29 protein-coding genes are annotated in these 25,328 nt (G+C 50.4%); 23 read left to right on the top strand and 6 right to left on the bottom strand.

The annotated features are described in order from the left end of the window. Nucleotides 1-5 precede the first annotated feature (5 nt). The 10 genes from TCARDRAFT_RS08795 (at nucleotide 6) to TCARDRAFT_RS08750 (ending at nucleotide 11,006) form a co-directional block, all read left to right on the top strand. Nucleotides 6-923 (top strand): lysophospholipid acyltransferase family protein, encoded by a 918-nt coding sequence (locus TCARDRAFT_RS08795; RefSeq protein WP_007289648.1) that lies wholly within the window; start codon nucleotides 6-8, stop codon nucleotides 921-923. Further along, a complete protein-coding gene (gene lptC, locus TCARDRAFT_RS08790; RefSeq protein WP_007289647.1) occupies nucleotides 920-1,477 on the top strand; it encodes an LPS export ABC transporter periplasmic protein LptC in 558 nt (185 codons plus the stop codon). Before TCARDRAFT_RS08795 ends, lptC begins: the two co-directional genes overlap by 4 nt. Then, nucleotides 1,474-2,211, top strand: coding sequence for an LptA/OstA family protein (locus TCARDRAFT_RS08785; RefSeq protein ID WP_007289646.1), 738 nt, complete (start codon nucleotides 1,474-1,476; stop codon nucleotides 2,209-2,211). Before lptC ends, TCARDRAFT_RS08785 begins: the two co-directional genes overlap by 4 nt. 112 nt (nucleotides 2,212-2,323) lie before the next feature. Beyond that, entirely contained in the window at nucleotides 2,324-3,043 is a 720-nt protein-coding gene (gene lptB, locus TCARDRAFT_RS08780; RefSeq protein WP_007289645.1) for an LPS export ABC transporter ATP-binding protein, read from the top strand. Between the two features lie 8 nt (nucleotides 3,044-3,051). Next, nucleotides 3,052-4,137 carry an LPS export ABC transporter permease LptG gene (lptG, locus tag TCARDRAFT_RS08775; RefSeq protein ID WP_007289644.1) on the top strand — a complete coding sequence of 362 codons (1,086 nt, stop codon included), beginning with the start codon at nucleotides 3,052-3,054 and terminating at the stop codon, nucleotides 4,135-4,137. Between the two features lie 244 nt (nucleotides 4,138-4,381). Further along, the gene (locus tag TCARDRAFT_RS08770) at nucleotides 4,382-5,635 is read left to right on the top strand and encodes a DUF3084 domain-containing protein (RefSeq protein ID WP_007289643.1); all 1,254 of its coding nucleotides are present in this window, start codon (nucleotides 4,382-4,384) and stop codon (nucleotides 5,633-5,635) included. 478 nt (nucleotides 5,636-6,113) lie between these two features. Then, complete coding sequence (locus TCARDRAFT_RS08765; RefSeq protein WP_007289642.1) at nucleotides 6,114-7,253, top strand: S-layer homology domain-containing protein; 1,140 nt, start codon at nucleotides 6,114-6,116, stop codon at nucleotides 7,251-7,253. A gap of 233 nt (nucleotides 7,254-7,486) precedes the next feature. Further along, nucleotides 7,487-7,912: a RuvC family protein gene (locus tag TCARDRAFT_RS08760; protein ID WP_007289641.1), complete on the top strand. Its 426-nt coding sequence runs from the start codon at nucleotides 7,487-7,489 to the stop codon at nucleotides 7,910-7,912. 318 nt (nucleotides 7,913-8,230) lie between these two features. After that, complete coding sequence (locus TCARDRAFT_RS14645) at nucleotides 8,231-9,541, top strand: S-layer homology domain-containing protein (protein WP_007289640.1); 1,311 nt, start codon at nucleotides 8,231-8,233, stop codon at nucleotides 9,539-9,541. A 481-nt stretch (nucleotides 9,542-10,022) separates the two neighbouring features. After that, nucleotides 10,023-11,006, top strand: a complete 984-nt coding sequence (locus TCARDRAFT_RS08750; protein WP_007289639.1) for a porin — start codon at nucleotides 10,023-10,025, stop codon at nucleotides 11,004-11,006. 117 nt (nucleotides 11,007-11,123) lie between these two features. Here TCARDRAFT_RS08750 and TCARDRAFT_RS08745 read toward each other — a convergent pair whose 3' ends face one another. The 4 genes from TCARDRAFT_RS08745 to TCARDRAFT_RS08730 all read right to left on the bottom strand — a co-directional run bounded on the left by TCARDRAFT_RS08745 (nucleotide 11,124) and on the right by TCARDRAFT_RS08730 (nucleotide 12,476). Beyond that, the gene (locus TCARDRAFT_RS08745) at nucleotides 11,124-11,558 is read right to left on the bottom strand and encodes a PIN domain-containing protein (protein ID WP_007289638.1); all 435 of its coding nucleotides are present in this window, start codon (nucleotides 11,556-11,558) and stop codon (nucleotides 11,124-11,126) included. Beyond that, complete coding sequence (locus TCARDRAFT_RS08740) at nucleotides 11,515-11,793, bottom strand: AbrB/MazE/SpoVT family DNA-binding domain-containing protein (protein ID WP_007289637.1); 279 nt, start codon at nucleotides 11,791-11,793, stop codon at nucleotides 11,515-11,517. Before TCARDRAFT_RS08740 ends, TCARDRAFT_RS08745 begins: the two co-directional genes overlap by 44 nt. A gap of 190 nt (nucleotides 11,794-11,983) precedes the next feature. Continuing rightward, the gene (locus TCARDRAFT_RS08735; RefSeq protein WP_007289636.1) at nucleotides 11,984-12,262 is read right to left on the bottom strand and encodes a type II toxin-antitoxin system RelE family toxin; all 279 of its coding nucleotides are present in this window, start codon (nucleotides 12,260-12,262) and stop codon (nucleotides 11,984-11,986) included. Then, a complete protein-coding gene (locus tag TCARDRAFT_RS08730) occupies nucleotides 12,237-12,476 on the bottom strand; it encodes a DUF6290 family protein (protein WP_007289635.1) in 240 nt (79 codons plus the stop codon). The genes TCARDRAFT_RS08735 and TCARDRAFT_RS08730 overlap by 26 nt, the downstream gene beginning before the upstream one ends. Nucleotides 12,477-12,626: 150 nt before the next feature. On the opposite strand from TCARDRAFT_RS08730, the gene TCARDRAFT_RS14640 reads away from it, so the two are divergent. Then, the gene (locus TCARDRAFT_RS14640; RefSeq protein WP_156784670.1) at nucleotides 12,627-13,124 is read left to right on the top strand and encodes a hypothetical protein; all 498 of its coding nucleotides are present in this window, start codon (nucleotides 12,627-12,629) and stop codon (nucleotides 13,122-13,124) included. A 59-nt stretch (nucleotides 13,125-13,183) separates the two neighbouring features. After that, nucleotides 13,184-13,612: a hypothetical protein gene (locus TCARDRAFT_RS08720; protein WP_007289633.1), complete on the top strand. Its 429-nt coding sequence runs from the start codon at nucleotides 13,184-13,186 to the stop codon at nucleotides 13,610-13,612. Nucleotides 13,613-13,638: 26 nt separating this feature from the next. On the opposite strand, the gene TCARDRAFT_RS08715 is transcribed toward TCARDRAFT_RS08720, so the two are convergent. After that, a complete protein-coding gene (locus TCARDRAFT_RS08715) occupies nucleotides 13,639-14,028 on the bottom strand; it encodes a HEPN domain-containing protein (protein ID WP_007289632.1) in 390 nt (129 codons plus the stop codon). Further along, on the bottom strand, nucleotides 14,021-14,332 hold the full coding sequence (locus TCARDRAFT_RS08710; protein ID WP_007289631.1) for a nucleotidyltransferase domain-containing protein: 312 nt from the start codon (nucleotides 14,330-14,332) through the stop codon (nucleotides 14,021-14,023). The genes TCARDRAFT_RS08715 and TCARDRAFT_RS08710 overlap by 8 nt, the downstream gene beginning before the upstream one ends. 156 nt (nucleotides 14,333-14,488) lie before the next feature. Here TCARDRAFT_RS08710 and TCARDRAFT_RS08705 point away from each other — a divergent pair, with 156 nt between their 5' ends. The 11 genes from TCARDRAFT_RS08705 to TCARDRAFT_RS08655 all read left to right on the top strand — a co-directional run bounded on the left by TCARDRAFT_RS08705 (nucleotide 14,489) and on the right by TCARDRAFT_RS08655 (nucleotide 25,227). Further along, nucleotides 14,489-15,406 carry a hypothetical protein gene (locus TCARDRAFT_RS08705; RefSeq protein ID WP_007289630.1) on the top strand — a complete coding sequence of 306 codons (918 nt, stop codon included), beginning with the start codon at nucleotides 14,489-14,491 and terminating at the stop codon, nucleotides 15,404-15,406. 524 nt (nucleotides 15,407-15,930) lie between these two features. Then, entirely contained in the window at nucleotides 15,931-17,328 is a 1,398-nt protein-coding gene (locus tag TCARDRAFT_RS08700; protein ID WP_007289629.1) for an LptA/OstA family protein, read from the top strand. A gap of 29 nt (nucleotides 17,329-17,357) precedes the next feature. Beyond that, complete coding sequence (locus TCARDRAFT_RS08695; RefSeq protein WP_007289628.1) at nucleotides 17,358-18,365, top strand: bifunctional heptose 7-phosphate kinase/heptose 1-phosphate adenyltransferase; 1,008 nt, start codon at nucleotides 17,358-17,360, stop codon at nucleotides 18,363-18,365. Continuing rightward, entirely contained in the window at nucleotides 18,349-18,828 is a 480-nt protein-coding gene (rfaE2, locus tag TCARDRAFT_RS08690; protein ID WP_040683244.1) for a D-glycero-beta-D-manno-heptose 1-phosphate adenylyltransferase, read from the top strand. Before TCARDRAFT_RS08695 ends, rfaE2 begins: the two co-directional genes overlap by 17 nt. A gap of 17 nt (nucleotides 18,829-18,845) precedes the next feature. Beyond that, entirely contained in the window at nucleotides 18,846-19,226 is a 381-nt protein-coding gene (locus TCARDRAFT_RS08685) for a four helix bundle protein (RefSeq protein ID WP_007289627.1), read from the top strand. 53 nt (nucleotides 19,227-19,279) lie between these two features. Beyond that, nucleotides 19,280-20,302: a lipopolysaccharide heptosyltransferase II gene (gene waaF, locus TCARDRAFT_RS08680; RefSeq protein ID WP_007289626.1), complete on the top strand. Its 1,023-nt coding sequence runs from the start codon at nucleotides 19,280-19,282 to the stop codon at nucleotides 20,300-20,302. Nucleotides 20,303-20,348: 46 nt separating this feature from the next. Next, the gene (locus tag TCARDRAFT_RS08675) at nucleotides 20,349-21,095 is read left to right on the top strand and encodes a glycosyltransferase family 2 protein (RefSeq protein ID WP_007289625.1); all 747 of its coding nucleotides are present in this window, start codon (nucleotides 20,349-20,351) and stop codon (nucleotides 21,093-21,095) included. Further along, nucleotides 21,025-22,248, top strand: coding sequence for a glycosyltransferase (locus TCARDRAFT_RS08670; RefSeq protein ID WP_156784669.1), 1,224 nt, complete (start codon nucleotides 21,025-21,027; stop codon nucleotides 22,246-22,248). Before TCARDRAFT_RS08675 ends, TCARDRAFT_RS08670 begins: the two co-directional genes overlap by 71 nt. After that, the gene (gene waaF / locus TCARDRAFT_RS08665) at nucleotides 22,235-23,332 is read left to right on the top strand and encodes a lipopolysaccharide heptosyltransferase II (protein ID WP_071934023.1); all 1,098 of its coding nucleotides are present in this window, start codon (nucleotides 22,235-22,237) and stop codon (nucleotides 23,330-23,332) included. Before TCARDRAFT_RS08670 ends, waaF (TCARDRAFT_RS08665) begins: the two co-directional genes overlap by 14 nt. 43 nt (nucleotides 23,333-23,375) lie before the next feature. Continuing rightward, complete coding sequence (locus tag TCARDRAFT_RS16405) at nucleotides 23,376-23,897, top strand: glycosyltransferase family 2 protein (protein ID WP_050769614.1); 522 nt, start codon at nucleotides 23,376-23,378, stop codon at nucleotides 23,895-23,897. 103 nt (nucleotides 23,898-24,000) lie between these two features. Then, nucleotides 24,001-25,227, top strand: coding sequence for an IS256 family transposase (locus tag TCARDRAFT_RS08655; RefSeq protein WP_007289294.1), 1,227 nt, complete (start codon nucleotides 24,001-24,003; stop codon nucleotides 25,225-25,227). Nucleotides 25,228-25,328 lie beyond the last annotated feature (101 nt).

The following is a 25,328-nucleotide window of genomic DNA, read 5'->3' as shown; positions in this document are numbered from 1 at the left end:
CGCCGATGTTTTCAAACTGGCAATACCATTTGCTAAAACTGGCCAGCCGGATCGTGTGCCTTTTGCCTTATCCGGCGGTGCTGCGGCTTGGTAGCCTGCTAGGCCGGCTGTACTACCGTATTGCCGGACGCCAGCGTCGGCGTGCCCTTGCCCAAATACAGGAATGTCTGAAACTGTCGCCGCCCAAGGCCGAGCGAATTATTCGCCGTCTGTTCATCAACGTCGGCCGGATGTTTATGGAAGTCATGTATACCCCGGCCCTTAACCGGGAAACCGTCAAACGATATATAACCATTGAAAACCGCCACTACTTGGCCGATGCGCTAGCCGAGGGCAAAGGTGTCGTTTTTCTCACCGCTCACATCGGCAACTGGGAGTGGTTAGGGGCGGCGCTGGCCATGGATGGTTTTCCCATGACCAGTGTCATCAAGCGCCAACCCAATGAGCAGTATACCCGTATTCTTAACGAGTACCGCCGTATGGTCGGCATCGAGATCTTTGCCCGCGGCACCACTGAATTAGTAGGGGCGGCGAAAGCTCTCAAACAGGGAAAGGTCCTCGGTTTTCTCGCCGACCAGGACGGCGGCCATGACGGGGTATTCGCCGAGTTTCTTGGTAAAATGGCTTCGACGCCCAAGGGGGCGGCCGTTTTCGCCAAACGGTTTGGCGCACCGGTCGTACCGGCTTTTATCGTGCGCCGGCCGGAAGGCGGCCACCGCATCATTATTCATGCGCCGCTATATTACCAGGATACTGGCAACGAGCAGGCTGATGTGGCAGAGTTTACCATCCGCTTAAACCGGGTGATTGAGGAAACCATTCGCCAGTATCCTGACCAGTGGCTGTGGTTCCAGAAACGCTGGAACACCAAAGTGGAAAATCTGCGTCGGCCCACATCTTTCATGGCAGGTGAAGCAGTATGAAGAAAACTACATACCTGCTAACTCTCTGCCTAGTACTACTGTTGGCCGGTGGCCTTTACTATTTCAACAAAGACGAGCCGCTGCCGCAGGCGCCGCCGCAGGAAGCTAAGAGCGACCCGGCGTTCAACATGGTTTTTACCGGCAATTCCCTGGTCGAGGAAAAAGACGGCAAACGTCTGTGGGAACTGAGCGCCGAGTCCATCGAGCTCGATCAAAAGACCAACCAAGTTTACCTGAAAAACCTTAAAGGGGTTATTTACCGGGAAAATGGCGACAAGGTTGAAATAACCGCCCGCCAGGCCACGCTGGATACCAAGACGCGCGACATCGTGATGACCGGCGATATCCGGGCCGCCAGTAGCGACGGCGCGGTTTTGACGGCGCCTTCCGTCCGTTACGCCATGGACGACCGCCGGTTCTACGGCTTGGGGGGCGTCACGCTGACGCGGGGCGATACCGTCGTGACCGGCGAACAATTAGAGAGCGACGGCGATTTCGCGAAAGTCAAAGTACAAGGCAATGCCCGTGTACGCAAAGGAGTGAACGCACAATGAGGAGCAAAGGGACACTTTCCCAGGCTATTTTTCGTGTAGTAGCAGGACTTTTTGCCCTTGCCCTTAGTTTTGGCCCCGTCGCGCCCGGCCAGGCCGCCGGCAGTCCTGTGGAACTTGCCGCCGAAGCAATCGAATACGATACGGCCCAAGGCATCGCCATCGCCACAGGCGGCGTCCGCATTACTCGGGACAACGTCGTGATGACCGGGGCCAAGGCTGAATACAATACGAAAACCCAGGAAGCACTGGTCACCGGCAATGTGAAAGTGGTGCAAGACGACGCCACCCTTACCGCCGACCAGGTGCAGGCCTATCAAAATAACCACCTCGTCGCGACCGGCGGCGTGGTCCTCGTCAAGGCCGACAGCCAGCTGACCGGTCCGCGCCTCGACTACTATATTGATCGCGAATACGCCATCGTTGGCGGTGGCGCCCGCCTTACCACCCAAGATGCCGTAATGACGGCCGACAAAATTGAGGCCTTCATTGCCGAAGACCGGGCCGTTGGTACGGGCAATGTCCATGTTGTCAGCGACACGCGCAAGCTGGACGCTACTGCCGACCAGGCTACCTACTACAGCGCCAAGACCGGCCAGGGCCGGGTGGTTCTGACCGGTAACGCCCGGGCCGTCCAGGACGGCAATGTCCTCACCGGCAACACCCTCACCGTATACCTTGACGACAAGGCCATGGACGCCCAGGGCCGCACCCGCCTGGTTATCAAACCACAGTAATTGAATGAACTCCCAATTATATAAACCACAGAGGACGCGGAGGCGCGATATTCATCGCGCCGGAGCGTTTGTCTTCTCCGTGTCCTCCGTGGTTTTCAGCGAGGTACTGCCAATGTATATCGAAACCAAAGAACTGGTCAAAACCTATAAAGGCCGCAATGTCGTCAACGGTGTCAGCCTCCGGGTGGACCGGGGCCAGATCGTCGGCCTTCTTGGCCCCAACGGTGCCGGGAAAACCACGACCTTTTACATGATTGTCGGCCTGGAAAAGCCGAACCGCGGCGCGATCTTCGTAAACGGCGAAGACGTCACCGCCATGCCCATGTATCGCCGCTCCCGGTACGGCATCGGCTATCTGCCGCAAGAAGCCTCCATCTTCCGCAAGCTGACGGTGGAGGAAAACCTGCTCGCCATCCTGGAAACGACTAATCTCACGCCGGTCGAGCGGCGCGACAAGATGGAAAGCCTCTTGGAGGAGTTTCACGTTACTCATGTGCGGCACCGCAAAGGCTCCGAGCTTTCCGGCGGCGAGCGGCGGCGGGTGGAAATCGCCCGGGCGCTGGCCACCGATCCCAGTTTCATCTTGCTGGACGAGCCCTTTGCCGGCGTCGACCCCATTGCCGTGGCCGATATTCAGGAAATTATTGGCTATCTCAAAGAGCGGGGCATCGGCGTTCTCATCACCGACCATAATGTGCGGGAAACGTTGAGCATTGTCGACACTGCCTATATCTTAAACGAGGGCCAAATCCTCATTTCCGGCGATGCAGACACCATTGCCAACAGCGAAATCGCCCGTAAATTTTACCTTGGGGAAAAATTCACCTTATAGGAGACAGCATGCGCATACTTGACAAATATATCCTCAAAGAAATGCTGGGGCCTTTTATTTTTGGTATCGCCGCCTTCTCCAGCGTCTTCATCGGCACCAGCACTCTTTTTCGGCTTGCCCGCTACATCACCGAATACGGCGCTTCCGTATACTCAGTAACCAAGCTGTTTATTTACAGCCTTCCCGGCATCATTGTGCTGACCTTTCCCATGTCCATGCTGTTGGCGTCGCTCCTGGCGTTCGGGCGCTTATCCGCGTCCAGCGAAATCACGGCCATGAAGTCTGGCGGCCTGAGCTTCTTTCGCCTCGCCGCGCCGGTATTCATCGCCGCCTTTGTCGTCAGTATCGTCGCCGTCATCTTAAACGAGGCCGTTGTTCCCCGGGCCAACAATGCCTATCAGAACGTGCTGCGCTACGAGATTGAAAAAAGTAGGCCCAAAACCCAGGAGCATATTGTCATCAAGGATGTAAAAGACGGCGAAATCGAGCGGCTAACCTACGCCCGCAAGTTTGACGAAGCGGCCAACGCCATGTACGCCGTAACCGTCCAGGAGTTTGACAAGGGGCGGCTGGTACGGGTGGAAAACGCCGAAAAGGCCATCTGGGACAACGGCCGCTGGATCATGGAGTCCGGCATCATCTATGACGTCGCGCCGGAAGGGCAGCTGCAGCGCACCCTGCGTTTCGATAAGCAGTTTATGCCGGTGGAAAAATCGCCGCGGGAAATTGCGCGGGAACAGAAAAAACCAGAAGAAATGACTATTAAGGAGCTCAAGCAGCATATCAAAGTGCTGCAGCGCGAGTATGTAAAGACCAGCACCTATGAAGTGGAGCTGCACCAGCGGCTCGCCATCCCGGCGGCCAGTCTGGTTTTTGCCCTCATCGGTACCCCGCTCGGCCTGCAGCCCCATCGCTCCAGCTCGTCCATCGGCCTTGGCATCAGTATTATCATTATCTTCATTTACTACACCATCATGACGGTGTTTACCGCCTTGGGCCAGGGCGGCGCCATCCCCGCCGTACTCGCCGCCTGGATACCAAATATTGTCTTTATCATCATCGGCGCCTTTTTAATCCGCAAGGCCTCGCAGTAAAGTATGAGGTATGAGGTATGAGGTATGAGGTATGAGGTATGAGGTATGAGGTATACCCTTTGCGTCTTTAGCGTCCTACCCTGAAAAGCGTAAAACCGCAAAGGGCGCAAAGAACGCAAAGGGCTACGCGCGCGACAGTTGTCGCGCGAGATTAGTTCAAAAACTTACTTTTCATCGCTTGTGGTGCCAATTATTGGCATGATCATCTTCGCGGTTAATATGTATTAAGAAGGGAGGGGGAGGCATGTACGGCCTGACCCTGATCGCCGTCCTGGCCGTCATGGGCGGGGTCATCGCTTATATCGGCGATAAACTGGGCACCAAAATAGGCAAGAAAAAACTTACCATCTTCGGCCTGCGGCCCAAGCACACGTCCATCCTGGTCACCATCGTCACCGGCATCCTCATTGCCGCGACCACGCTGGGCATTCTGGCCGTCGCGTCGCGGGACGTGCGCACCGCCCTGTTTGGCATGGCGGCGCTCAAGGCCGAACTGGCTTCTCTGTCCCAGGAAGTAGCTTCCAAAAACCTTGAACTGGAAACCAGCCGCCGGGAGCTGGCGGCGAAAACGGCAGAATACACCGCTTTATCGGCCAAGGTTAAAGAAACGGCTAGCGAGCTTGCCCTAATCAGCCGCGAACTTGATGAAGTCATGGCCGAGCGCGACCGCACCGCGGCCGCCCTCAGCCGGGTGCAGGCCGAATATGCCCAGGCGAAAGGCGACCTGAGCCAGGCGCAGCAGGAGATCAAAACCCTTCAGACGACCAAACAGGAACTGGATAAGCGCGTCGCCGAGCTCAGCACGGCCAAAACCAATCTGCAGCAAGACGTAGACCGCCTGAACGAACTGACGGCCAACCTGAAGAAAGGTATCCAGTATGTGCGCGAAGGGGTCGTCGTCTTCCGGGCCGGTGAAGAAATCGCCACCGCCATCGTGAAAGGCGGCCAATCGGTAGAGGCTACGCAGCAGGCCCTTGGGGCGCTTGTATACCGCACCAATCTGGCCATAACCGGCAAGCTGGGCATTGACAATAGTCTGGAAGTGCTGTGGATTTCCCGCCATGACTTTGACGAAGCCGTTTCCCTTATTGCCGCGACGCCGGAAGACGTCGTTGTCCGCATTACTTCGGTGGGCAATACCATCTACGGCGAGCCGGTCATCGGCCGCATCGACCTTTATCCAAACCGGCTGGTGTTTGCAAAAAATACGGTGGTTTATTCCCAGGTGATCAATGCCGGCCAGAGCGCCGAACAAGCCGAGGAAGCCGTGCTGCTCTTTCTGCGCCGGGTCAATGCCGAGGCTGTTAAGCAGGGCATCCTGCCCGACCCGCTCCAGGGCACGGTGGGCAGCATGAGCGGCGCCCAACTCTTTGAGACGGTGAATAAAGTCAAACGCTATGGCGGCAAAGTCGAACTCACCGCCGTCACCAAAACCGACATCTACACCGCCGGACCGCTGCAGATCGAGATCCAGGTACTTCCTTTGCGGCCGCAGTAGAGCTATTAGTTAAAACTATAGAACCACGGAGGACGCGGAGAAGATTTTATTTAGCGCGATGAAATCGCGCCTCCGTGTCCTCCGCGGTTAAATTAACATAATATACCAGCATAGAATCCTGCAGTTTTGGCAGGATTCTTTTTTTCTCCCCCGAATATATATAGCGTCAAAAACATTATGTTAATTACATAATTTTTTTGACACGATGTGACTGTTCAGTCAATGCCTGAGAATACAGATAATATCCAGTATTTACATGTGGCGACCAGGCAGGAAGCTGAAAAGTCTCGTCGAATTATGTAAACTAAACCTGCAAACAGCGGCAGGTGGCTAAAGCCGGTGAAGTACTGGCAGGCGGGAAAGAGCGCTGAGGAAACATGGACACTCATGGCTTGGCCCCCTGACCTGACGTAGCCGGTGCAGCCGGTGCTAGCACCACGCACAAATAACAAACATATTTCAAAGGGGGATTTTTCTCGTGAAGAAAAGACTTCTCAAAGTAGCAGTCACTACTGCGCTGACGGTTGCCTTCGCCGTACCTGCTTTCGCTAATCCGTTCAGCGATGTTCCGGCGAACCACTGGGCCTATGACGCGGTAAACAAACTCGCCCAAGCCGGCATCGTCGACGGCTATGGCGATGGCACTTTCCGCGGCGACAAAACCATGACCCGTTATGAAATGGCGCAAATCGTGGCCAAAGCCATGACCAAGAGCCTAAACGCCGATCAAAAAGCTACCGTTGACGCTCTGTCCAAAGAATTTGCCGCCGAGCTCAACAACCTCGGTGTGAAAGTTGCCGGCCTGGAAAACAAGGTCGACAACATGGTGAAAATCTCCGGTGACGCCCGCGTGCGCTACTTCCAATACGATGATGCCAAAGACTACACTGACTACCGTGCTCGCGTGAACTTCGACGGCAAAATCAGCGACAACCTGAAATTCAATGCCCGTCTCTCCAGCGGCAACGCCAGCATTGAAAGCGGTGCCAACACCATGATCCTGGACACTGCCAACGTGACCTTTGGCGCCCTCGGCCTGACCAACACCGTAGGCCGCCAAGACATCAAACTCGGCAATGGCTACCTGATGGATACCCAGATGAACGGTATTGCGACCCAGGCCGGCAACCTCAAGCTGTTCGCCGGTAATGCCAAGAAAGACAACTACAACCGTCTCTACGGCGCCGAATATAACATGAACCTCCTGGGCGCTAATGTTACCGCCGACTACCTCAAGAGCGTTTCCACCGACGAAGAATTCTTCGGCGCCAACACAGCTTTCAAACTGGCTGACGGCGTAACGGCTAATGTCGAGTACTACAAAAACAACGACAAAGACGCTACTGCGACCGCTTATGGCCTCAAGTTCAATAAACTCGGCCTGTCCGCTACCTACCGCGATGTTGAGCCGGGCGCCTTCCTGAAGTACTCCACCCATTACACCGCTGACGCGTTCACCGACAGCATGGTTGACAGCGGTTTCAAAGGGATGGAATATCAATACGACAAAGCTCTGGACAAAAACGCCACCCTCACGGTTAAGTACCAAGACTTCGACAAACAAGACGGTACTAAACTGGGCGCTCGTACCACTGCTACCGTCAACGTCAAGTTCTAAGACAAGACAAGATAGCAAAAACGCAAGCAGCCCTGCCCGCGCAAGTCGCGCGGCGCCAGGGCTGCTTTTTTATGATTTATGGCTTTAATCTATCCGGCGCAGCCCTTCGCGTTCTTTGCGCCCATTGCGGTTTTGTCATCTACTAATTGTAGGAAACTTTTCTCGTACCAATTTTTTGCCGGGGAAGGAATATATTTCTTCGCGGCGAACATACTACCGCAGGAGGCAGTTCCATGGCAGATTTGGTAATAGCCGTTGACCCGGGACGGGATAAATGCGGGGTTGCCGTAGTCAGCCGCGACCGGGGCGTGCTGTATAAGGCTGTCGTTCCTACCGCGGCCCTGGCAGCGGCAGTGGCCAAACTCGCGCGCGAGTTTGGGGCGGCTACCGTCGTGGTGGGCGACCGCACGACCGGCAGCGCCGCAGTGAAGCAGCTTAGCGTTCAGCCGATAGACGGACGTCGCCTGCATATCGTGACCGTCGACGAACACCGCTCGACTGACGAAGCCCGCCACCGCTACTGGCTGGAAAACCCGCCGCGGGGACTTAGGCGCCTTATCCCGACCACCATGCAGGTTCCGCCGGCGCCGGTCGATGACTATGTGGCCGTCATTTTGGCCGAACGGTATTTTGGTAAGAGTATGAAGTATGAGGTATGAAGTATGAAGTGTTAAGTATGAAGTGTGAGTGGTTTAAAAAATTTAATTAATTTATTACTAGCTAGCAGGAATAATTTTCTCCAGGTAGAATATATTACTCCGTGAGGAAATAGCTTCCACGATCTATCCACCGAAGAGGGCTGACGGGGAAGAAAGGAGGTGCGAAGCCTTAGGTCCCGCATGAGTCCTTGCAGTAGGTGATAGATATGAGCTCTTTGACAAGGGAATATCGTTTGAGGAAACAAGGAAACTCAATGCCGTTCCCTTCCTTAGGGCTCATTATACTCAAAAATCACAAAAACCTAAGGAGGAAAAAGCATGAAAAAGACTTTCGTAGTCACTCTGGCAGTCCTGTTTGTCCTCAGCATCGCTGGTACTGCCTTTGCTGCTGCTAACCCCTTCGTCGACGTTCCGGCGAAACACTGGTCCTATGACGCAGTAGCCAAGCTGGCCAAAGCCGGTATCATTGACGGTTATGGCGACGGCACCTTCCGTGGCGACAAAACCATGACCCGTTACGAAATGGCGCAAATCGTCGCCAAGGCTATGGCTAAGTCCGACAAAGCCGATGCCGAAACCAAAGCTCTCGTTGACAAACTCGCTGTTGAGTTTGCCCAAGAGCTGAACAACCTCGGCGTCCGCGTCGCTAAGCTGGAGAAGAACCAACCCAACATGAAGTTCACTGGTACCTTTGATGTGCGTTATCGCACTGTCGACTATGATGCCGCTAGTACCGCTAGCGATGTCAACGCTTTCTACCGTCTGCGCATGGAAGGCGCGGCTAAGGTTGACGACAAGACCACTTTCGGTATGCGTTTTGTCACCAACGCTCCCGATAAATCTGATTTTGGTAATACTACATGGTTAAAGTTCGGGGATTCGACCAACAACGCTAAGATCGACCGCGTATTTGTTGCTACCAAAGTCGGCGAAGTAAATACCACGATCGGTCGCCAAGCTCTGGTAATCGACCCGCTGAGCATCATCGTTGACAGCGCGGCATTCAGCTATGACGGTGTCAAACTGGGTTGGAACACCGGTAAATTTAACATTACCGCCAACCATGGCCGGTTTGTTAAAGATGTTAAGTATTTAGATAGCAACAAAAATGAGGTTGCAGCTCTCGCTGCTTTCAAAAACGTTGACGTTGATTCCATCCGTGTTGCCTCGAAAGTTGGCAAATTGGCGTATGGTGTAAACTATGCTGTCTTCAAAAACAACATTGATGACATTGACCTGGCCACTTATTACTTCGGCGATGTCGTGTACAACTTTGACAAGAAATTCAGCCTCGCCGGCGAATATGCGAAAAACGATGAAGCCAACGACAACGACAACTTCTGGAGCGTAAAAGCCACTTATGGCGACCAAGTGCTCGCCGCGAAAGGGCAAAAGAACTTTGTTGTCCAATACACTGACGTTAAAGCCAACTCGCTGTTCAACCGCTTCACTACTCTTGATACCCCTAACGGCAACGTGTTCGACGACTACAAAGTGCTTGACCTCAACTACAACTACGCGTTCAGCGCCAATATGAAAGGGCAGCTGCAATACGTTAAAGTCGACGACAAAACTCAAGACAAATTCGACTACGACTACTACAAAGTCACGCTGAGCGTCAAGTTCTAAACCTACAAAAAAACCGCTGGCATATTGCCAGCGGTTTTTCTTATGTGCGCCCGGCATGGGCGCTGGCTAGGTGGTGAAAGTCCACGGCAGGCGAGGCAGGCGCAATCACAATCCTTTACAGCATGTTGGATAATTTTATAATAATTGTGTTAATGTTTAGATCGGTTGTTTATGCCTAATATACTAAAGTGTAACCTTCAACTATTTATTGATAGTATACTTAAATAATATTTACATCAATGAGCTTACAAAGCAGGAATTTCATCACTTATGCCGAATAATTCCTGCCATACCAGGTCGTGCTGCGACGCTAAACCCGGCGGGAAAGGTTGGTGACAAACTCAGCAGGCCGACAAGCGGAGAGGACGACCAGGCGGCACGTTAGGCCAGCAAGGAAACATGGACACTTGCCGGATGATATGCTGCCCGAACAACCTGTTTTAACCCATTATCGACCAGACTAAGTTAAGGAGGAACTAGCATGAAAAAACGTTTACTCGCGGCGGCTGTTGCAGCCATGATCACTCTTTCCGCCGCTTCCGTCTTTGCGGCTCCGGCCGTCGAGACCAACGGCGATATAAAGCTCCATTACCGTTGGAATACTTCAGATATTCCTGCTGATGACGACAAAGAAGGCGGCAAGTTTTGGCTGCGCCTTAATGTCAAGGCTCAGCTTGATGACAAAACCGATGCTTATCTGCGGTTTGCTTACCAGAAATTAACTGGCGACTATGTTGGCGCTGACTTTAACCAAGAGTATCCCAACTATGATAAAGACAGCGCCACTTCGCTTGACCGCTTCGGCATTGTTTACAAAGACAAAGGTTGGACCTACAATGTCGGTCGTCAGGGTGCGACCATTGGTGGGGTAGCAACTCTCTTCAGCACCGAAGGCTACATGGGTATTCGTATGGGTGCCGTTGAAGGTGTATCTATTACTGGTAAGTCCGGTTCGACTGACATTAAATTTATCGGCGGCAGACTGTGGGATGACAGATCGGCGAATAAAGACAAAATCTATGCTCTCCAAGCTTCCTACAGCCCGGCGAAAGATTTGACGGTCGGGGCGATTGTCGGTAAGTACAACTACGCCGACGCGTCCAAAGACGATACTAACCACTGGGCGGTCAACACTGCCTACACCGTAGGCAAAGCTACCTACCTGGCTGAGTATGCCAAATCCGATGCGGACAAAAATGACACCGCTTATGTCTTTGGTGCCACTTACGCCTTCGACAAGAAAAACTCCGCTTATGCTTTCTATAGCAGAGTTGAAGCCAACGGTGACATGGGCGGCTGGACCGATTTTGACAATAACCAAAAAGGCCTGTACCTCGGTTACGACCATGCATTGGATAAAGATACCACCTTCAGCCTGTTCTACAAAGACATGACCTATATTTCCGGTGATAAGAAGGATAAAGACAACACATCCTTCCGCACCACCGTCACCTACAAATTCTAAGACTTATTGCATAAAAAAAAAAGCCTCTCCTGTTATTCAGGAGAGGCTTTTACATTGCCGCAAGGGGATTGTCACAGGGACGGTTCTTTTGACAATGGAAAAAATTACCATAATATTCTACGGCGTCAATTTCCTGACGCCGTCAAACTTGTCAAAATGTCCGTCAAACGAATAAATTTCTGGTGCCATTTGTTCCAGGGCGTTCGCGGCAATAAGTGCGTCAGGCCAAGGAACATTTACGCTTGCAAAAAAGTCAAGGCTTCGGGTGAGAACAGGTGCAGGCGTCATGGTTTCAACGCCAGGCAAGCGGATTACTCCGCGTAATGCCTTGGCAATATCGGCGCGATCTACCCGGTAGTAGCTGCGTAGAACGTGGACACATTCCACCAAGACTACTTCAGGAATGACAAGGATGACTTTGCCGTCACTGGCGTCCTGAAACAGCCCGCGCGCTTTTATTGCTTGTTCCCCGCCGTCGCCGACGAGGTAGCGCAGCATAATGTTTGTGTCAATCAGCCTTCGAGGCGTAGCCGAGGGTGCGCATCCGTTCATGCACCAGTGCCTCCCTTATTTCGTAAATATTAGCCGGCTTGACCGGAGACGCTGGTTTGAGGATGCCAAACAAGCTGTCCACCGTTGGCTCTGGTTCAATGACGACGGCTCCGTCGCCGCGCACATGGATGGTAACACGACTGGGTTTGCCGCTTTTTATGCCAAGACGTTCTCTGACCGGCTTAGGCAAGGTAATTTGCCCTTGGCTGCTAACAGGGATGCGAAATTCGGTCATAAACGCACCTCCTTGCAAATAATTTAAAAAACGTTTGCATCTTTATTTTAAAGCAAAATTAAATAATTGTAAATGAAGTGACCTAGTTTCTTTAATTTTAAACATACCAACATACCAACACTCCGCTTTTTATTGCCAGTTTTTCGTCAGGAAAGTGTCAGGGGGACGGTTCTTTTGACAATGGAAAAAGTTACCTATAATAAATTTCTCGCCGATGACCTATGGCTATGACATACACTGTGACTTCATTATCTTCAATATCTTCAATTTCGCATAGCAATCGGTACTGGCCAATCCGGTAGCGCCAATAACCACTCAAATTTCCTTTTAACGGTTCGCCATATCGGCGCGGGTCGGCAGAGCCTTCAATGCGCTGTTCAAGGTAGGTAAGAAGCATTTCTCTGGCGACCGGATCGATTTTTTTGAGTTGCTTGACGACCTGGTCAGACAGTTTCACTTTCCAGCTCAAGTTCCTGCCTCGCTTCCTTCAGCGTATAGTACCGCTCGGTTTTGCGTTTTGCTTCTTCCAGCAGGCGGAAATCCTGGTCGTCTTCAATTAATCGCATTGCCGCTTCACGCAGAACATCGGACTGTTTTTTGCCGTGCAGCTTGGCGTATGCCTCGAGCAGCCGTTTTTCTCTGGGGGTGAAGCGGACGGAAACGATGGTCTTAAGAGCGGCCATAACCTGAAGCCTCCTTATTTTGCAATACATTGTAATACAATAATAGCAAATAAGTGGGTACAATGCAATTACGCCATTTTTCATTGCCAGTTAATTGATAACAGTGGTAAAATAAAGCTAACAAAATGGTGGGGGGTGGCAATGGTGGATATGGAAAAGTTTCAAACTTTGGTTATCGAAAAGCTAACAGGCATTGAGTGTAGATTAGATAATATTGAACAGAGGTTAGACAAAGTTGAACAAAGGCTAGATAGAGTTGAAACACGTCTCGATAGTCTTGAGTGCCGGATGGACAACTTAGAACAGTGCATGGACGGCCTTGAGCAACGCATGGACAGTTTGGAACAGCGCATGGATGGGCTTGAGCAGCGCATGAAAGTTATGGAGGGCCGTCAAGAAGAAAACAGCAGTTTTATTCAGGCGCTATTGCATCGAACGCAAGAATTGGGCGCCCAAGTTCATAATCTGGGTCATAATGTTGAATGTCTGACTGGCCAAATAGCTAATCTGCAAGCTCAGCTTGATAAATTATCGGCCGAAGTCGCGACCCGGGACGACCTTGCCGCCATTGAAGCGAAAATAGGCGCACTTAATATGCGCTTATTGAACCAGGAAGCAGAGGTACTGCGCCTTAAATTTGCGAAATAAACCCTTTGCGGCCTTCGTGGTCTTTGCGGTTAAAAAATATAAAAATAGAGGTGATCATCATGAAAAAACGCGTTGTTGCCAGTCTTCTTGCCGTCTGCCTGGTGCTGACGGCCGCTCCCGCCGTCCAGGCCTTCGGTCTTGGCGACATCCTCAAAGTCGGCGGCATCGGCCTTCTGGTCGACAAATTTGCCACGCCGCTCAACAACTTTATCAATACCCTCATGGCCAAGCACGGCGCCGGCACCGACTACGCTACCAAAGTCGTGCCTATCATCTCCTTTGGCAGCGGCGGCCACATCGGCGCGGCCCAGGTAACCGGCCCGCAGGAGCTGGTCGACCAAACTGAGGCTGTCATCCAGATCGAGGGCAACTTCAACGGCAACCAGTTCCGCGTCAAGGCTCTCATTCCCATCGACAGCAAAAACCCGACCAACTTCTCCCGCGTCCAGGGCGTGGGCGTATCGGCCGTAATTGATGTAAAAATTTAAGGACACCGCCAGGTGTCCTTAAATTTTTACGCATTCAAGCTGTTCTTCACATATTCCAATACACGATTAGCCACGTCAACGGCACTTTCGGCGTTTGCACGGGTAACGATAAGTTCGTCTACTGCCGGATAACGCGTCTCAATGTAGAATGAATTTAAAATATGTAATGAATCTGCGAAACTTAGGAAGGTGTGATCATGCTTGGCGCATCGCTGATTGAGGCGAGGCAGACTATGTGTTTCCATAATAATACCTTCATGATACAGCACATATGCTTTAAGTGCTTTTTCCACGCATTGCTGGCAATGAAAGGCACTAATATCATACAGCTGCTCACCGGCTAAAATAAGTTTGGCGGCTTTAAGATCATTTTCGGCTTTGGCCAGCCATTGCAGATAATCTTTGGTATCAACCATATAAGACAACTCCTTTTTCGCGGATCAGCCCGGCGAACGTACCGGACCGGTAGGCATCGCGCTCCCATTCCTCGGGTGTCATGATAATCAGGTCGACATCGTAGTCGATAAGTTCCATCAGGCCGCGCCCAATTTCCGCCCGGAGCTGGCGCTTGTCGGCTGCCGGCAAGACCAGGCAAAGGTCGATGTCGCTATGCGGCCGGACAGCGCGGCGGGCACATGAACCAAAAACAATTATTTTTTCGGGCGAATAGTTTTTAACAAGATAATCTGTTATCGGGCCTAGTGCCTGATAGTGCGTCATCAAAGTCCACCACCATCAAAAACCGTAATTCTACCTCCATCATATTTTACCGCCGCCCAAATGTCAATAAACGCCAATTGGCAGCAGGATATTGGCGGCTTGGCAACGAAATAAGTTGCCAAACATAGAACGACAAAAACGGTGGGAGGTAAATCTGTGCGCAAACTGCTTATATGCTTGTTAGCGATGCTTACCGTGATTATGCCGGTTGCGACGGCCCAGGAAATGGCGGCCGATACGACCATATTGGCGAAAATGGCGGCGGTCGAAAAAATTATCTATGGCGCCGAGCAGACGGGTGCGCTGGTCGAGCGAATCACCCGTATGGAAAAGGATATTTTCGGGCAAGAACAAAAAGAAGCGCTGATCGCCCGACTAGACAAACTGTATGACTATACTTGCGTCACCTCGGCTACCGCGCCGTCGTTTGTCACCAGCCTGAACGCGGTAGAATGGATGCTTACTCACAATGTTTCGGCCGATGCCGGCAAGGCGCGTATCGAAAGCGTCGAACGACTAATGCTTGGCAACGCCCAAACCGGCACCTTGGACGAACGGCTCAAGCGCCTGTCGCGGCTGGCCTATGGCGATAGTCACCCGACCGTCACCCAGGTCACCGTCCCGAAAGACACCCTGGTCAAAATCAAAATTACCACCCCGCTTGACACCCGCAAAAGCCGTCCTGGGGACGTTGTCACCTTCACCGCCGCCGAAGACGTATATGCCGACGGCATGCTGGTGATTGCCCGCGGCGCGCAGGGGACAGGCAAAGTGACCAAAGTCGAGCCGGCGAAAAACTTCGGCCGCGACGCCAAGCTGGAAGTGTCCTTCGATACCATCCAGGCGGTGGATAGTACCAATGTCGATACGGTTCTGGGCGACAAGGCCAAAGAAGAAACCAAGTCGCTGGCCAAGGCGGCCGGTGCCACCGTAGCCGGGCTGGCTATCCTCGGGCCGGTCGGCGTCGTTGGTGGCGCGTTTGTCCAAGGCAAAGAAGTAACCATTCCGGCTGGCAGTGAACTATACATCCAGACAAAAAACGAAATGGATATTTATGGAATAAAAGTAAAATAAGCGACACAAACTACTTACAGCCGTCAATTGGCGGCTGTTTTCTACATATTACCGGCCTTGCCGGGGCAGGAAAGGGCGGGATTTTGGAGAATAGATAAGAATATTGATAATAAACCGCGGAGAACGCAGAGGCGCGATATTCATCGCGCTAAAACTAAAAAATTGTATCTTTCTCCGCGTCCTACCCTAAAAACCGGTAAATTCATACGGTGAGTATTGGAACCACTGAGGACACAGAGAAAATTTTTAAAATTTAATTGAAAATCCAAAGTGCGATGTATATCGCACTCTCCGTGCGCTACCCTGAAAAATCAGTGACTTCAAGTTGGAAAATATAGGGAACCACAGAGGACGCGGAGAAATTTAAATTATTATATTCTTCGCGTGATAGATATCACGCGCTCTGTGTCCTCTGTGGTTAAACTTCAATGTTTTCATGCTTTGTGATGACAATTTATTAGCATAATCATCTCTGTGGTTCAATCCCGTGTGTTAACATTGAGCACTACCGTAAGGAGTATGTTATGAATAATAAAAATAGACTCCTCTTAGGGATATTGGCGCTATTGCTGGCGTTCGGCGCAGGCAATGGCACTGGGGCGGCCGCGACTAAGGCTGCAGACAAAAAAGCCGCGGCGCAAACCCAAACGAAAGCGCCGATCGTCATCGAAGCCGATAAACTATATTTTAGCGACCTCACCGGCGACCTGTTCGCCCAAGGCAATGTCCAGGTAACGCAGGACCAGGACAAGCTGTTTGCCGCCTTGGTCCAAGGCAATACCAAACAAGGCGAGGTCTGGGTCGACGGTAAGGCGACGCTGGTGCAGCCGGAAGCTAAACTGACCGGTCAAAAAATCCGCTATAATTACCAACAGAAAAACGGCACGATCCAAAACGCCGCTGGGACAATCGGCAACGAGCGGGTGTCTGCTCAAAATATTCAAATATTGCCGAACGAAATGATTTTGCATGACGGGACCATGACCAAATGTCCAGCCCAGGTTCCCGACTACCATATCAGTGCTGATAAGGTAGAAATCTGGCCCGGCGAAAAAATGATTGCCTATAATGCCAAGTTTTGGATTAAAGACAAGGTCATTTTCAGTCTGCCTAAGTATCAAAAATCACTGCGGAAAAAAGACAGTCAGTCGGAATTTCCCCGGGTCGGCTACTACAGTGAGGACGGCTTTTATATAAAGCAATATTTGGAAACGCCAGTGACAGAAAACGTTGCCGCCTTTGCCGATTTGGCATATTATACTAAATCTGGCTTTAAGCCAGCTTTTGGCCTTATTGACCGGGAGAAAAGCTATACTTTTACCGTGGTGGATGGCGACTACCGTGACAGCGATGGCAACTGGATAAAGAAAGAACCGGAGTTTAAGCTGGATCTGGGATCTCGCCGGCTGGGCTCGCTGCCGGTTAGCTATTCTTTTTATGCGCTGTATGGCAAATGGACCGACGACTATAAGAGCAGCTGGCATCAGGATTACAACTTGTATTTTAGCCGCGATCCGATTAAACTGGATCCTTCGCTGAATCTGTACCTAGGTACTGGCATTGAACAGGTCCATGAAAGCTATGACGGGTCGACCCAAAATATTTACAAATTTGACGCTACCCTGGCCAAGACCTGGTCGCCGCGGCTGAGCTTGTGGGTAGGGTACCACTATACCCGCAACAATGCGACCCTGTTCGACTACGAGCGTACCGACCTGGCCAAAGAGTTGGATACCGGTTTTTCGTACCGGATGGACCGTTTGAACGCCATTAGTTTCAACCAGAGTTATGACCTGAATAATAACCGCGTATATGACCAGGACATTACCTGGCATAGGAACTTGCACTGCTGGGAAGCGGCAATTACCTACCGGATTAAGCGCCAGCAAATAGTATTTGATATCAATACAGTTAAGTGGTAGGAATTAATATTGCTTAAAGGAGAATTTTTGTGCCTGATTCCCTCCTCAGCATTATTGACGCTTTGCAAGACCGCAAAATCATGATCATCGGCGATATGGTTGCCGATGTCTACCTTGAAGGGAAAATTGCCCGCATTTCACGGGAGGCGCCGGTACTTATTCTGGAACATGCCGGGGAAACGGTCGTCCCCGGCGGGGCGGCCAATGCGGTGCATAACGCGGCCACGCTGGGCGGGCGCGTCTATGCCGTTGGCGTCGTCGGTAATGACAGTGCCGGCAGCGAACTGGCCCGCATCTTAAGCGAAAAAGGCGTTGTCACCGACGGTCTTATCGTTGACGCGAGCCGGCCAACCATTACCAAAACGCGGGTAATGGCCGGCGGCCAGGCAACCGTCCGCCAGCAGGTCGTCCGCATCGACCGGGAGGCCAAAACGCCGCTGAATTCTGCTATCGAAGCAGCGGTGCTGGACTATATAGATAAACACCTTCCAGCCATGGATGCCGTGGTCATGAGCGACTATGGCAGCGGGACGGTCACAGCGGCGGTAATTGCCCAGGTAGTAGCGGGTTGCCGCCGGGCCAATATCCCCTGCATCGTCGATTCGCGCTACAATATCCTGGCCTTTACCGGTGTGACTGTCGTCAAGCAAAATGAAACCGAAGCGGCGGCGGCGGTTGGACTGAAAGCGCTGGATGATCATACCCTTATTGCTGCCGGCGAGAAGATCCGCGACCATTTAGCCGCCCAAGCCGTCCTGATTACCCGCGGCCCGGACGGCATGACCTTGTTTGACGCGCAAGGTCAAATCACGAATATTCCGGTGACCAACAAAAGCGAAGTATACGACGTAACCGGCGCCGGGGACACGGTGGTGGCCGCCATGACGCTGGCGCTGGCAGCCGGCGCGTCATATCTTGATGCAGCCCGGCTGGCCAACTTTGCCGCCGGGATTGTCGTGCGCAAACCGGGAACAGCCACAACCACGCCGGAGGAACTGCGAGAGGCGGTTGCGAGTTTCTATGAAAATCGTCACTAGAGAGCAATTAACTGAAATAGTAGAGAAATTAAAAGCCGCTGGTAAAACGGTTGTGTTTACCAACGGCTGTTTTGACGTCCTGCATGTAGGGCATGTGCGGTATTTGGCCGCCGCGCGGGCGCTAGGCGACTGCCTCATTGTCGGTCTTAACAGCGATGATTCGGTGCGCGGACTCAAAGGCCCCACCCGCCCAGTCAACGCTGAGTGCGACCGGGCCGAAGTGCTGGCCGCTTTGGCCGCGGTTGACTATGTCGTCATTTTCCCTGAGCGTACCGCCGAAACCCTGGTGGCCGAACTGCGCCCCGACATCTATGTCAAGGGCGGCGACTATCGGGTGGAAGACCTGCCGGAGGCCAAAGTAGTCGCCGCTTACGGCGGCAAAACCGTGCTGATACCGGAGGTGCCGGGAAAATCGACGACGAATGTGGTGGAAAAAATAAAAAGTATGAAGTATGAAGTATGAGGTATGAGGAATAGGAAATGAGGTACGAAGATAAGGCGCGGGGATTTAGAGATTTGCGTGTTTGGCAACAAGCAATAATGCTAGCGGCAGAAGTAATGAAAATTGCAGCGAGCTTACCTCAGCATGAATTGTATGGTTTAGGGAATCAAATGCGGCGAAGCGCTATATCAGTGTCGTCGAATATTGCTGAAGGCTGGGGCCGTCGTGGGGAAAAGGAATTTTCCCGCTTTCTTGATATTGCTAATGGTAGCCTGTGTGAACTGGAAACTCAATTAGAGATTGCCAAAATATGTTATAATATAGATACTTTGCCACTAGTAAATCAATGCGCTGCCATTCGTGCTCAAATCGTTGCTTTTGCCCGCTCTCTCGAAAAGAATCCACGTATTCGCAAATAACAATAACTTCATACTTCATACCTCATACTTCATACCGACAAAGGATGCTTCTAATGTATAAAAATATTCTAATTATAAAAATGAGCGCCATCGGCGACGTGATCCACGCCCTGCCGGTTGCGCATGCCTTAAAACAAAACTGGCCGGACTGCCGCATCACCTGGGTGGTGGAACGGGCGGCCTATGATCTTTTAACGAACAATCCTGATATTGATGAGATCATCCTTCTTGACAAAACCAAGTTTAAATCGTTGTCCGGCATTATAAACCATGCGCCCGAGTTTTCCCGGCTGCTCAAATCCCGCCGGTTTGACCTGGCCCTTGACCTCCAGGGTCTCGCCAAAAGCGCCGCCGTCGCTTATTTAAGCGGCGCGCCCAACCGGCTGGGCTACTGCAATATGCGCGAACTCAGCCAGCTGGTGAGCAAGCCGGTGTGCGGCGCGCACAAGGACGGCCATGTGGTCGAAAGGTACCTGGACGTTGTGCGGGCCTTGGGGTGCAGCGTCGACGAAGTGGTTTTCCCTATTCATATAACCTCGGAGGAACAAGGCCAGGCGGAAGCTATCGCCCGGCAGGCCGGGCTGGACATCGCCCAGCGGTATGTCGTGCTGGCCCCCGGGACCAACTGGCCGACCAAGTGCTGGCCCACCGCGCATTTTGCCAAACTGGCCGACCTGCTGTATGACGTCGGCATCATCCCGGTCATCATCGGCGGCCCCGGCGACCGGCGGCTGGCGGACGAAATTGTAGCCGGCGCTGTTATACCGCCAGTTGACCTCACCGGCCGGACGACGCTGAAAGAGCTCGCCTTTATCACAAAACGCGCTAGCGCCTTCGTCGGCGGCGACACCGGCCCCATGCATCTGGCGGTAGCCGTTGGCACACCGGTAGTCGCGCTGTTTGGCCCGACCGACCCGAGGCGGAACGGGCCGTATGGGGAAGGACATAAGGTACTGACGGCGCCGGTTGACTGCGTCGGGTGCTGGAAACGGAAGTGCGGGGAAAAGGGGCGGTGCATGGAAACGATTGATGTAGAAAAAGTGCATAAAATAGTAACTGGCGTAATTATTAAATGATAACATGTTTTAAATCAATTTTCTGTAAAAAAGGCAGGTTGAAAGCATGACATTGGCTGTCCTAATACTTGCCAAAAATGAAGAGAAAAATATTGGCGATTGCATAACGAGTGCAGACTTTGCTGACGAAGTGATTGTTATTGATGATTTTAGTACGGACAATACGGCGCTGATCGCTGAAAAATTGGGGGCGAAAGTATATAAGCACGCTTTAAACGGCGACTGGGGAGCACAACAGAACTATGCACTGGAAAAGGCGACCGCTGACTGGGTATTTTTTTTAGACGCTGATGAACGGATAACGCCGGGATTAGCCAAAGAAATAAAAGACGCAGTTACTGACGGCCGCCATTATGCTTATCAAGTTCCCCGGTTAAATCACCTAATGGGACAGCCAATTCGTCATGGCGGGTGGTATCCTGATTATGTTTTGCGGCTGTTTCCGCGCGGACACGTCAGGGTAGAAGGCGTTGTTCACCCCCGGATGGTACACGATTTATCAGTGAGGACCTTGAAAAATGACATTGTCCACTATACTTATCCCAGCTGGGAACACTATTTTAACAAGCTAAATCTTTATACCACTCTGGCGGCAGAAAAAAATGCTCAAAAGGGAGTTAAAGTTTCTTTCATTCGAGATATAATATTGCGCCCCATATTCGCGTTTTTCAAAATGTATGTATTGCGGAGTGGCTGGCGGGACGGCAAGGCTGGATTTGTACTTGCAGCGTTTCATTACACATACACTATGGCCAAATATACTAAATTATATTGGCGGCAGCGGGGGGCGTAAAAAATTGAATATTGCTCTGTTTGAACAGATAATTACTCCAGGCGGTCATGAACTGGAGTTTGACCGCATTATTATTGAAGAGCTTAAGAGTTTGGGACATTCGGTGACTTTGTATTTACCAGCGAACGCTGCCCCTTTATATGATTATAAAATACCGGTAAAGCATTTACCCGGTGAAGGTATTTCTTATGCCGGTGTTTCTAAGTTTGCTAAGTTATGGCTTACAGCTAAAAGGGAAATCAACCGTTGCCGTTGGTTTAACACTTTACACCGTCTGGCGCTCGCCGGTGAATTTGATGCTATCATTATTCCTACGGCTACTTATCGTTATCTGCGCAGTTTAAATCTGACTAGGTTAAAACAAAGCCTTGTGCCGGTGATTTTTGTCGTCCACGGCGTAAACCCTGGTGAAGCGCCCATGTTTTTTCGTTATGCAGAAAAAATGGTTAGATATCCTAATATAAAAATCATAGTACTTACCCTTGGGAAAAACTTGTTTGAGCATAGTTTGCCGAATGTATCGTGCATCCACCCCCCAGCTTATACGCCTCGCGATATTCGCTGGCAGCCCTGTGTAGCGCAGGGCAGGCCATTAAAGATAGGTTTTTTTGGGCAGTACCGTAAAGAAAAAAACCTTGAATTTTTTTTAAACGCATTTGTTAGCGCTAAGTTTAAATTTCCCGTCCGTCTTCTTGTCCAGGGGGCGGCTTTTAAGCCGGAAGACGCGGTAGAATTTAACCGTATTATGGAAAAATACAGATCCTATGAGCAAATTGAATTTTGTTCCCGCGGTCTTGTTGGTGCCGAATGGCAACAAGCAGTTGCCGGCGTAGACGCAATTGTAATGCCCTACACTGCTGAGCGCTACCGCTATCATTGGTCTGGCATGTTGTTTACGGCTATAGGCTATTATAAACCGTTTATTGCTGCCGACTGCATCAATCCGGAAATATTAGAAAATTATAATATTGGTTGTTCTTTTGCTGCTGGTAACGCCGACAGTTTGAAGATGGAATTGGAAAAATTTGTAAACACTTATTATGATAAAGCAGAATTTTATCAACACGAATTTTGTCGGGCTAATGAAGTTTTTGCACCGGAGGTCTTTGTCCGCAATTTATTAAAGGCGGGTGGCGTGCTTGCAAAAATTTAATAATATTTTAGTCCATTCTTTAGTAAACATTGGGGATGTGTTATTGTCTACAAGTGCAGTGGCTTTGCTCAGGCAGGCCTATCCCCAAGCCAAAGTAACCATGATGGTCCGGCCCGCGGCTGCCGATATTGTGCGCAATAATCCGGTTATTGATGATATAATTGTTTATGATTATACATCAAAGTATAACACGTTTTGGGATATGCTAAATTTTATTCGAAATATTCGGCAACGCAAATTTGACCTGTCCGTTTCATTTGACAGAAAATTGCGTCCAGCCCTTATCGCGCTATTGGCCGGCATACCTATTAGAGTTGGTCCAGACAGGATTTTTGATGATAAACCTAGCTATGTTACCAGACTGTTTACTCACACTGTACATATTCCGCACGATATAATTAATACACATCAGTCTGAGAATTATCAGGCTATTGTTCGTGGTTTTTTTGGGGTTGAAGGCTTGGCACGTCCAGTAATGGGACGTTATACGGATAAAAACATAAATAATGCTGATAGTCTTATAAATTTGCTTCCACGGAAAAAATACCGTATTGCTCTGTGTGTAAAGGGCACGTTTAAGCTCAAAAACTGGCCTCAGGATTATTTTGCACAGCTTGTCGACGAACTTGCTGCCCGTTATGATGCTGCTTTTTTTATCATTGGTGCTCATGAAGACAGGGAATATGCCGATGAAATAATTAATCGGACTAAGACGTTCGTTGCCAATTTTTGCGGCAGGACAACACTGCTTGATCTTGCAGCCCTGCTGACGAAGGCAGACTTGTTCATCACTGTAGATACAGGAGCAATGCATATTGCATCTGCAATAGGTATTCCGCTTGTTGCCATTTTTGGTTGCACTTCACCTAACCGCTGGCGACCCCTAAATAATAAGAGTGCAATTCATTATGCGAGCCTACCGTGTTCTCCATGCGCCGTTTCGGAAAATGAATGCCAGACCAAAGAATGTTTGACGCGTATTCGGGTTGAAGATGTGTTGCAGAGCGCTGCCAATTTGCTTGAGTCCCGGGCTAACTCTGAAGGGGAAGGGCGGAGCAAGCTTGAACATTGTGATAATGCATGAAAACATTGGTGGCATTACTCTCTTTCGAGTGGGGGTATATTAAATGAAAATATCGGGCTATATCATTACGAAAAATAACGAGCGCTCGCTCGGGTGGGCATTGGAGAGCGTTAGTAAATATTTAGACGAAATAATAATAGTCGACAGCGGGTCAACAGACCGGACGCTAGAAATAGCAGCAAGGTATACTGACAAAATCTATTTTAATGAGTTTAAGAACTTTGCCGAACAAAGAAATTTTGCAATTAAATGCTGTACTGGGGATTGGATCTATACAATGGATGCCGACGAGGTGATGGGAGAAAACCTGCCATATTTGTTTAAATTTATAAGTAAACGTTATAAAGCCATATTAATACCAAGGTATAATCTGGTCAGTTTGGAGCCATTAGCTTTTATTAAGAAGCCCCACTACTCTGATTGGCAAGTTAGGCTGTTTTTAAATGATGATAACATTTATTACGATCCCAACCATCCTGTTCATCATCAGCTAATCAATTGCAAGCCGAGACTAAAATTATATTTTGTAAATATTTTTCACCTACATTGGCTTATGTATGAGTAGAGTCCGTATAATTGTGTAAAAAGGAATTAACAAAAGAAGAGCCAATTCAAAATCCTCAGTTAGAATGAAGCGGCAACAACATTCAACGAGAGGTGATTTTGAAATGGCTCAATACCAGATTAACATTGATTCGAAAATTTTGCATCAACTTTTTTTAAGCAATGCAAAAGATGCGGCAATGGCGTCTTTTTTGGAGGAGGTATTGAACCAGATTTTACAAGCACAAGCCACAGAACAATTGCGTGCTGAGCGCTACGAGCGTACAGACGAGCGTCAAGGTTATCGTAATGGAGTGTACCCTCATCGACTTACCACCCGTGTTGGCACGATCACCCTAAAAGTACCACGGTTTCGTGACGGTAAGTTCTCAACCGAGATGTTTGCCCGCTATCAACGTAGTGAGCAAGCATTAGTGCTGACTTTGATGGAAATGGTCGTAAACGGTGTGTCGACCCGTAAGGTGGCGCAAATCACAGAAGAACTTTGTGGCAGCGAGTTTTCCAAGTCGACCGTATCAGACCTTTGTAAGCGCCTAGATCCAATTGTGCACGCTTGGAATGAACGTCCATTAAAGGATCAAAAATACCCGTTTGTCATGGTAGATGCCATGGTCATTAAAGTCCGTGAAGAAGAACGTGTGCGTTCACGTGGCGTAATGATTGCCGTTGGCATAAATGCTGAGGGCTATCGGGAAGTCCTGGGGATTATGCTGGGCGACAGCGAGTCGGAAGCCAGTTGGAGTGAATTTTTCAGCTGGCTGAAGCGGCGGGGCTTGTGTGGCGTTGATCTGATTATATCGGACCATCACGGTGGGCTAATCCGTGCTATCCGCCAATACTTCCAAGGAGTCACCTGGCAGCGTTGCCAAACGCATTTTATACGCAACATCTTGGATGCGACGCCGAAGTCCTTGCAGCCGGAAATTCTTGCTCGGGTAAGAGCCATTTTGGCTGCGCCGGATAGAGAAACTGCAGTAATGCTTCTTAACGAAACGCTTGCCGCTTATGAAACAAAAGCGCCAAAGGCAATGGCTATACTAGAAGCCGGCTTTGACGATGCCATAGCCGTTTTAGCCTTGCCGGAAAAGTATCGTAAACGCTTGCGTACGACTAATGGGGTTGAACGTCTCAATGAAGAAGTTCGACGTCGCGAAAGGGTCATTCGGATTTTCCCGAACCGGGCTTCTGCTTTACGTTTGATTGGCGCTTTACTCATGGAAATCGATGACAAATGGGCAAGCGGCAAAAAGTACTTGGATATGACCGATTATTGGGATTGGCGTGAACGACAAACTCATATCACGGACAGCAAAATTGTTAAAATATGTTAATTGCTTCAATTTTAACTGGGGATGATTTTACACATAAATTAGGACTTGATCTATGTATGGCTATAATGACAGAAAGAAAAGATTAGAGTATTATAACGACT

The sequence above is a fragment of the Thermosinus carboxydivorans Nor1 genome (assembly GCF_000169155.1).
Taxonomy (GTDB): Bacteria; Bacillota; Negativicutes; order Sporomusales; family Thermosinaceae; genus Thermosinus; species Thermosinus carboxydivorans.
Note: the sequence above shows the minus strand (reverse complement) of the source record. Positions and strands in the feature narration are given on the sequence as shown.

Excerpts from the sequence above, each read along its gene's own strand:
- TCARDRAFT_RS08685 (WP_007289627.1), top strand. The coding sequence starts at position 18,846 with ATGAGGTACGAAGATAAGGCGCGGGGATTTAGAGATTTGCGTGTTTGG.
- TCARDRAFT_RS08795 (WP_007289648.1), top strand. The coding sequence starts at position 6 with ATGTTTTCAAACTGGCAATACCATTTGCTAAAACTGGCCAGCCGGATC.
- lptB (WP_007289645.1), top strand. The coding sequence starts at position 2,324 with ATGTATATCGAAACCAAAGAACTGGTCAAAACCTATAAAGGCCGCAAT.
- TCARDRAFT_RS08745 (WP_007289638.1), bottom strand. The coding sequence starts at position 11,558 with ATGAACGGATGCGCACCCTCGGCTACGCCTCGAAGGCTGATTGACACA.
- TCARDRAFT_RS08730 (WP_007289635.1), bottom strand. The coding sequence starts at position 12,476 with ATGGCCGCTCTTAAGACCATCGTTTCCGTCCGCTTCACCCCCAGAGAA.
- TCARDRAFT_RS08740 (WP_007289637.1), bottom strand. The coding sequence starts at position 11,793 with ATGACCGAATTTCGCATCCCTGTTAGCAGCCAAGGGCAAATTACCTTG.
- TCARDRAFT_RS08700 (WP_007289629.1), top strand. The coding sequence starts at position 15,931 with ATGAATAATAAAAATAGACTCCTCTTAGGGATATTGGCGCTATTGCTG.
- TCARDRAFT_RS08720 (WP_007289633.1), top strand. The coding sequence starts at position 13,184 with ATGAAAAAACGCGTTGTTGCCAGTCTTCTTGCCGTCTGCCTGGTGCTG.
- TCARDRAFT_RS14645 (WP_007289640.1), top strand. The coding sequence starts at position 8,231 with ATGAAAAAGACTTTCGTAGTCACTCTGGCAGTCCTGTTTGTCCTCAGC.
- TCARDRAFT_RS08715 (WP_007289632.1), bottom strand. The coding sequence starts at position 14,028 with ATGGTTGATACCAAAGATTATCTGCAATGGCTGGCCAAAGCCGAAAAT.
- TCARDRAFT_RS08760 (WP_007289641.1), top strand. The coding sequence starts at position 7,487 with ATGGCAGATTTGGTAATAGCCGTTGACCCGGGACGGGATAAATGCGGG.
- TCARDRAFT_RS14640 (WP_156784670.1), top strand. The coding sequence starts at position 12,627 with ATGGAAAAGTTTCAAACTTTGGTTATCGAAAAGCTAACAGGCATTGAG.
- rfaE2 (WP_040683244.1), top strand. The coding sequence starts at position 18,349 with ATGAAAATCGTCACTAGAGAGCAATTAACTGAAATAGTAGAGAAATTA.
- TCARDRAFT_RS08770 (WP_007289643.1), top strand. The coding sequence starts at position 4,382 with ATGTACGGCCTGACCCTGATCGCCGTCCTGGCCGTCATGGGCGGGGTC.
- TCARDRAFT_RS08750 (WP_007289639.1), top strand. The coding sequence starts at position 10,023 with ATGAAAAAACGTTTACTCGCGGCGGCTGTTGCAGCCATGATCACTCTT.
- TCARDRAFT_RS08710 (WP_007289631.1), bottom strand. The coding sequence starts at position 14,332 with ATGACGCACTATCAGGCACTAGGCCCGATAACAGATTATCTTGTTAAA.
- TCARDRAFT_RS08655 (WP_007289294.1), top strand. The coding sequence starts at position 24,001 with ATGGCTCAATACCAGATTAACATTGATTCGAAAATTTTGCATCAACTT.
- lptC (WP_007289647.1), top strand. The coding sequence starts at position 920 with ATGAAGAAAACTACATACCTGCTAACTCTCTGCCTAGTACTACTGTTG.
- TCARDRAFT_RS08785 (WP_007289646.1), top strand. The coding sequence starts at position 1,474 with ATGAGGAGCAAAGGGACACTTTCCCAGGCTATTTTTCGTGTAGTAGCA.
- TCARDRAFT_RS08675 (WP_007289625.1), top strand. The coding sequence starts at position 20,349 with ATGACATTGGCTGTCCTAATACTTGCCAAAAATGAAGAGAAAAATATT.
- waaF (WP_007289626.1), top strand. The coding sequence starts at position 19,280 with ATGTATAAAAATATTCTAATTATAAAAATGAGCGCCATCGGCGACGTG.
- lptG (WP_007289644.1), top strand. The coding sequence starts at position 3,052 with ATGCGCATACTTGACAAATATATCCTCAAAGAAATGCTGGGGCCTTTT.
- TCARDRAFT_RS16405 (WP_050769614.1), top strand. The coding sequence starts at position 23,376 with ATGAAAATATCGGGCTATATCATTACGAAAAATAACGAGCGCTCGCTC.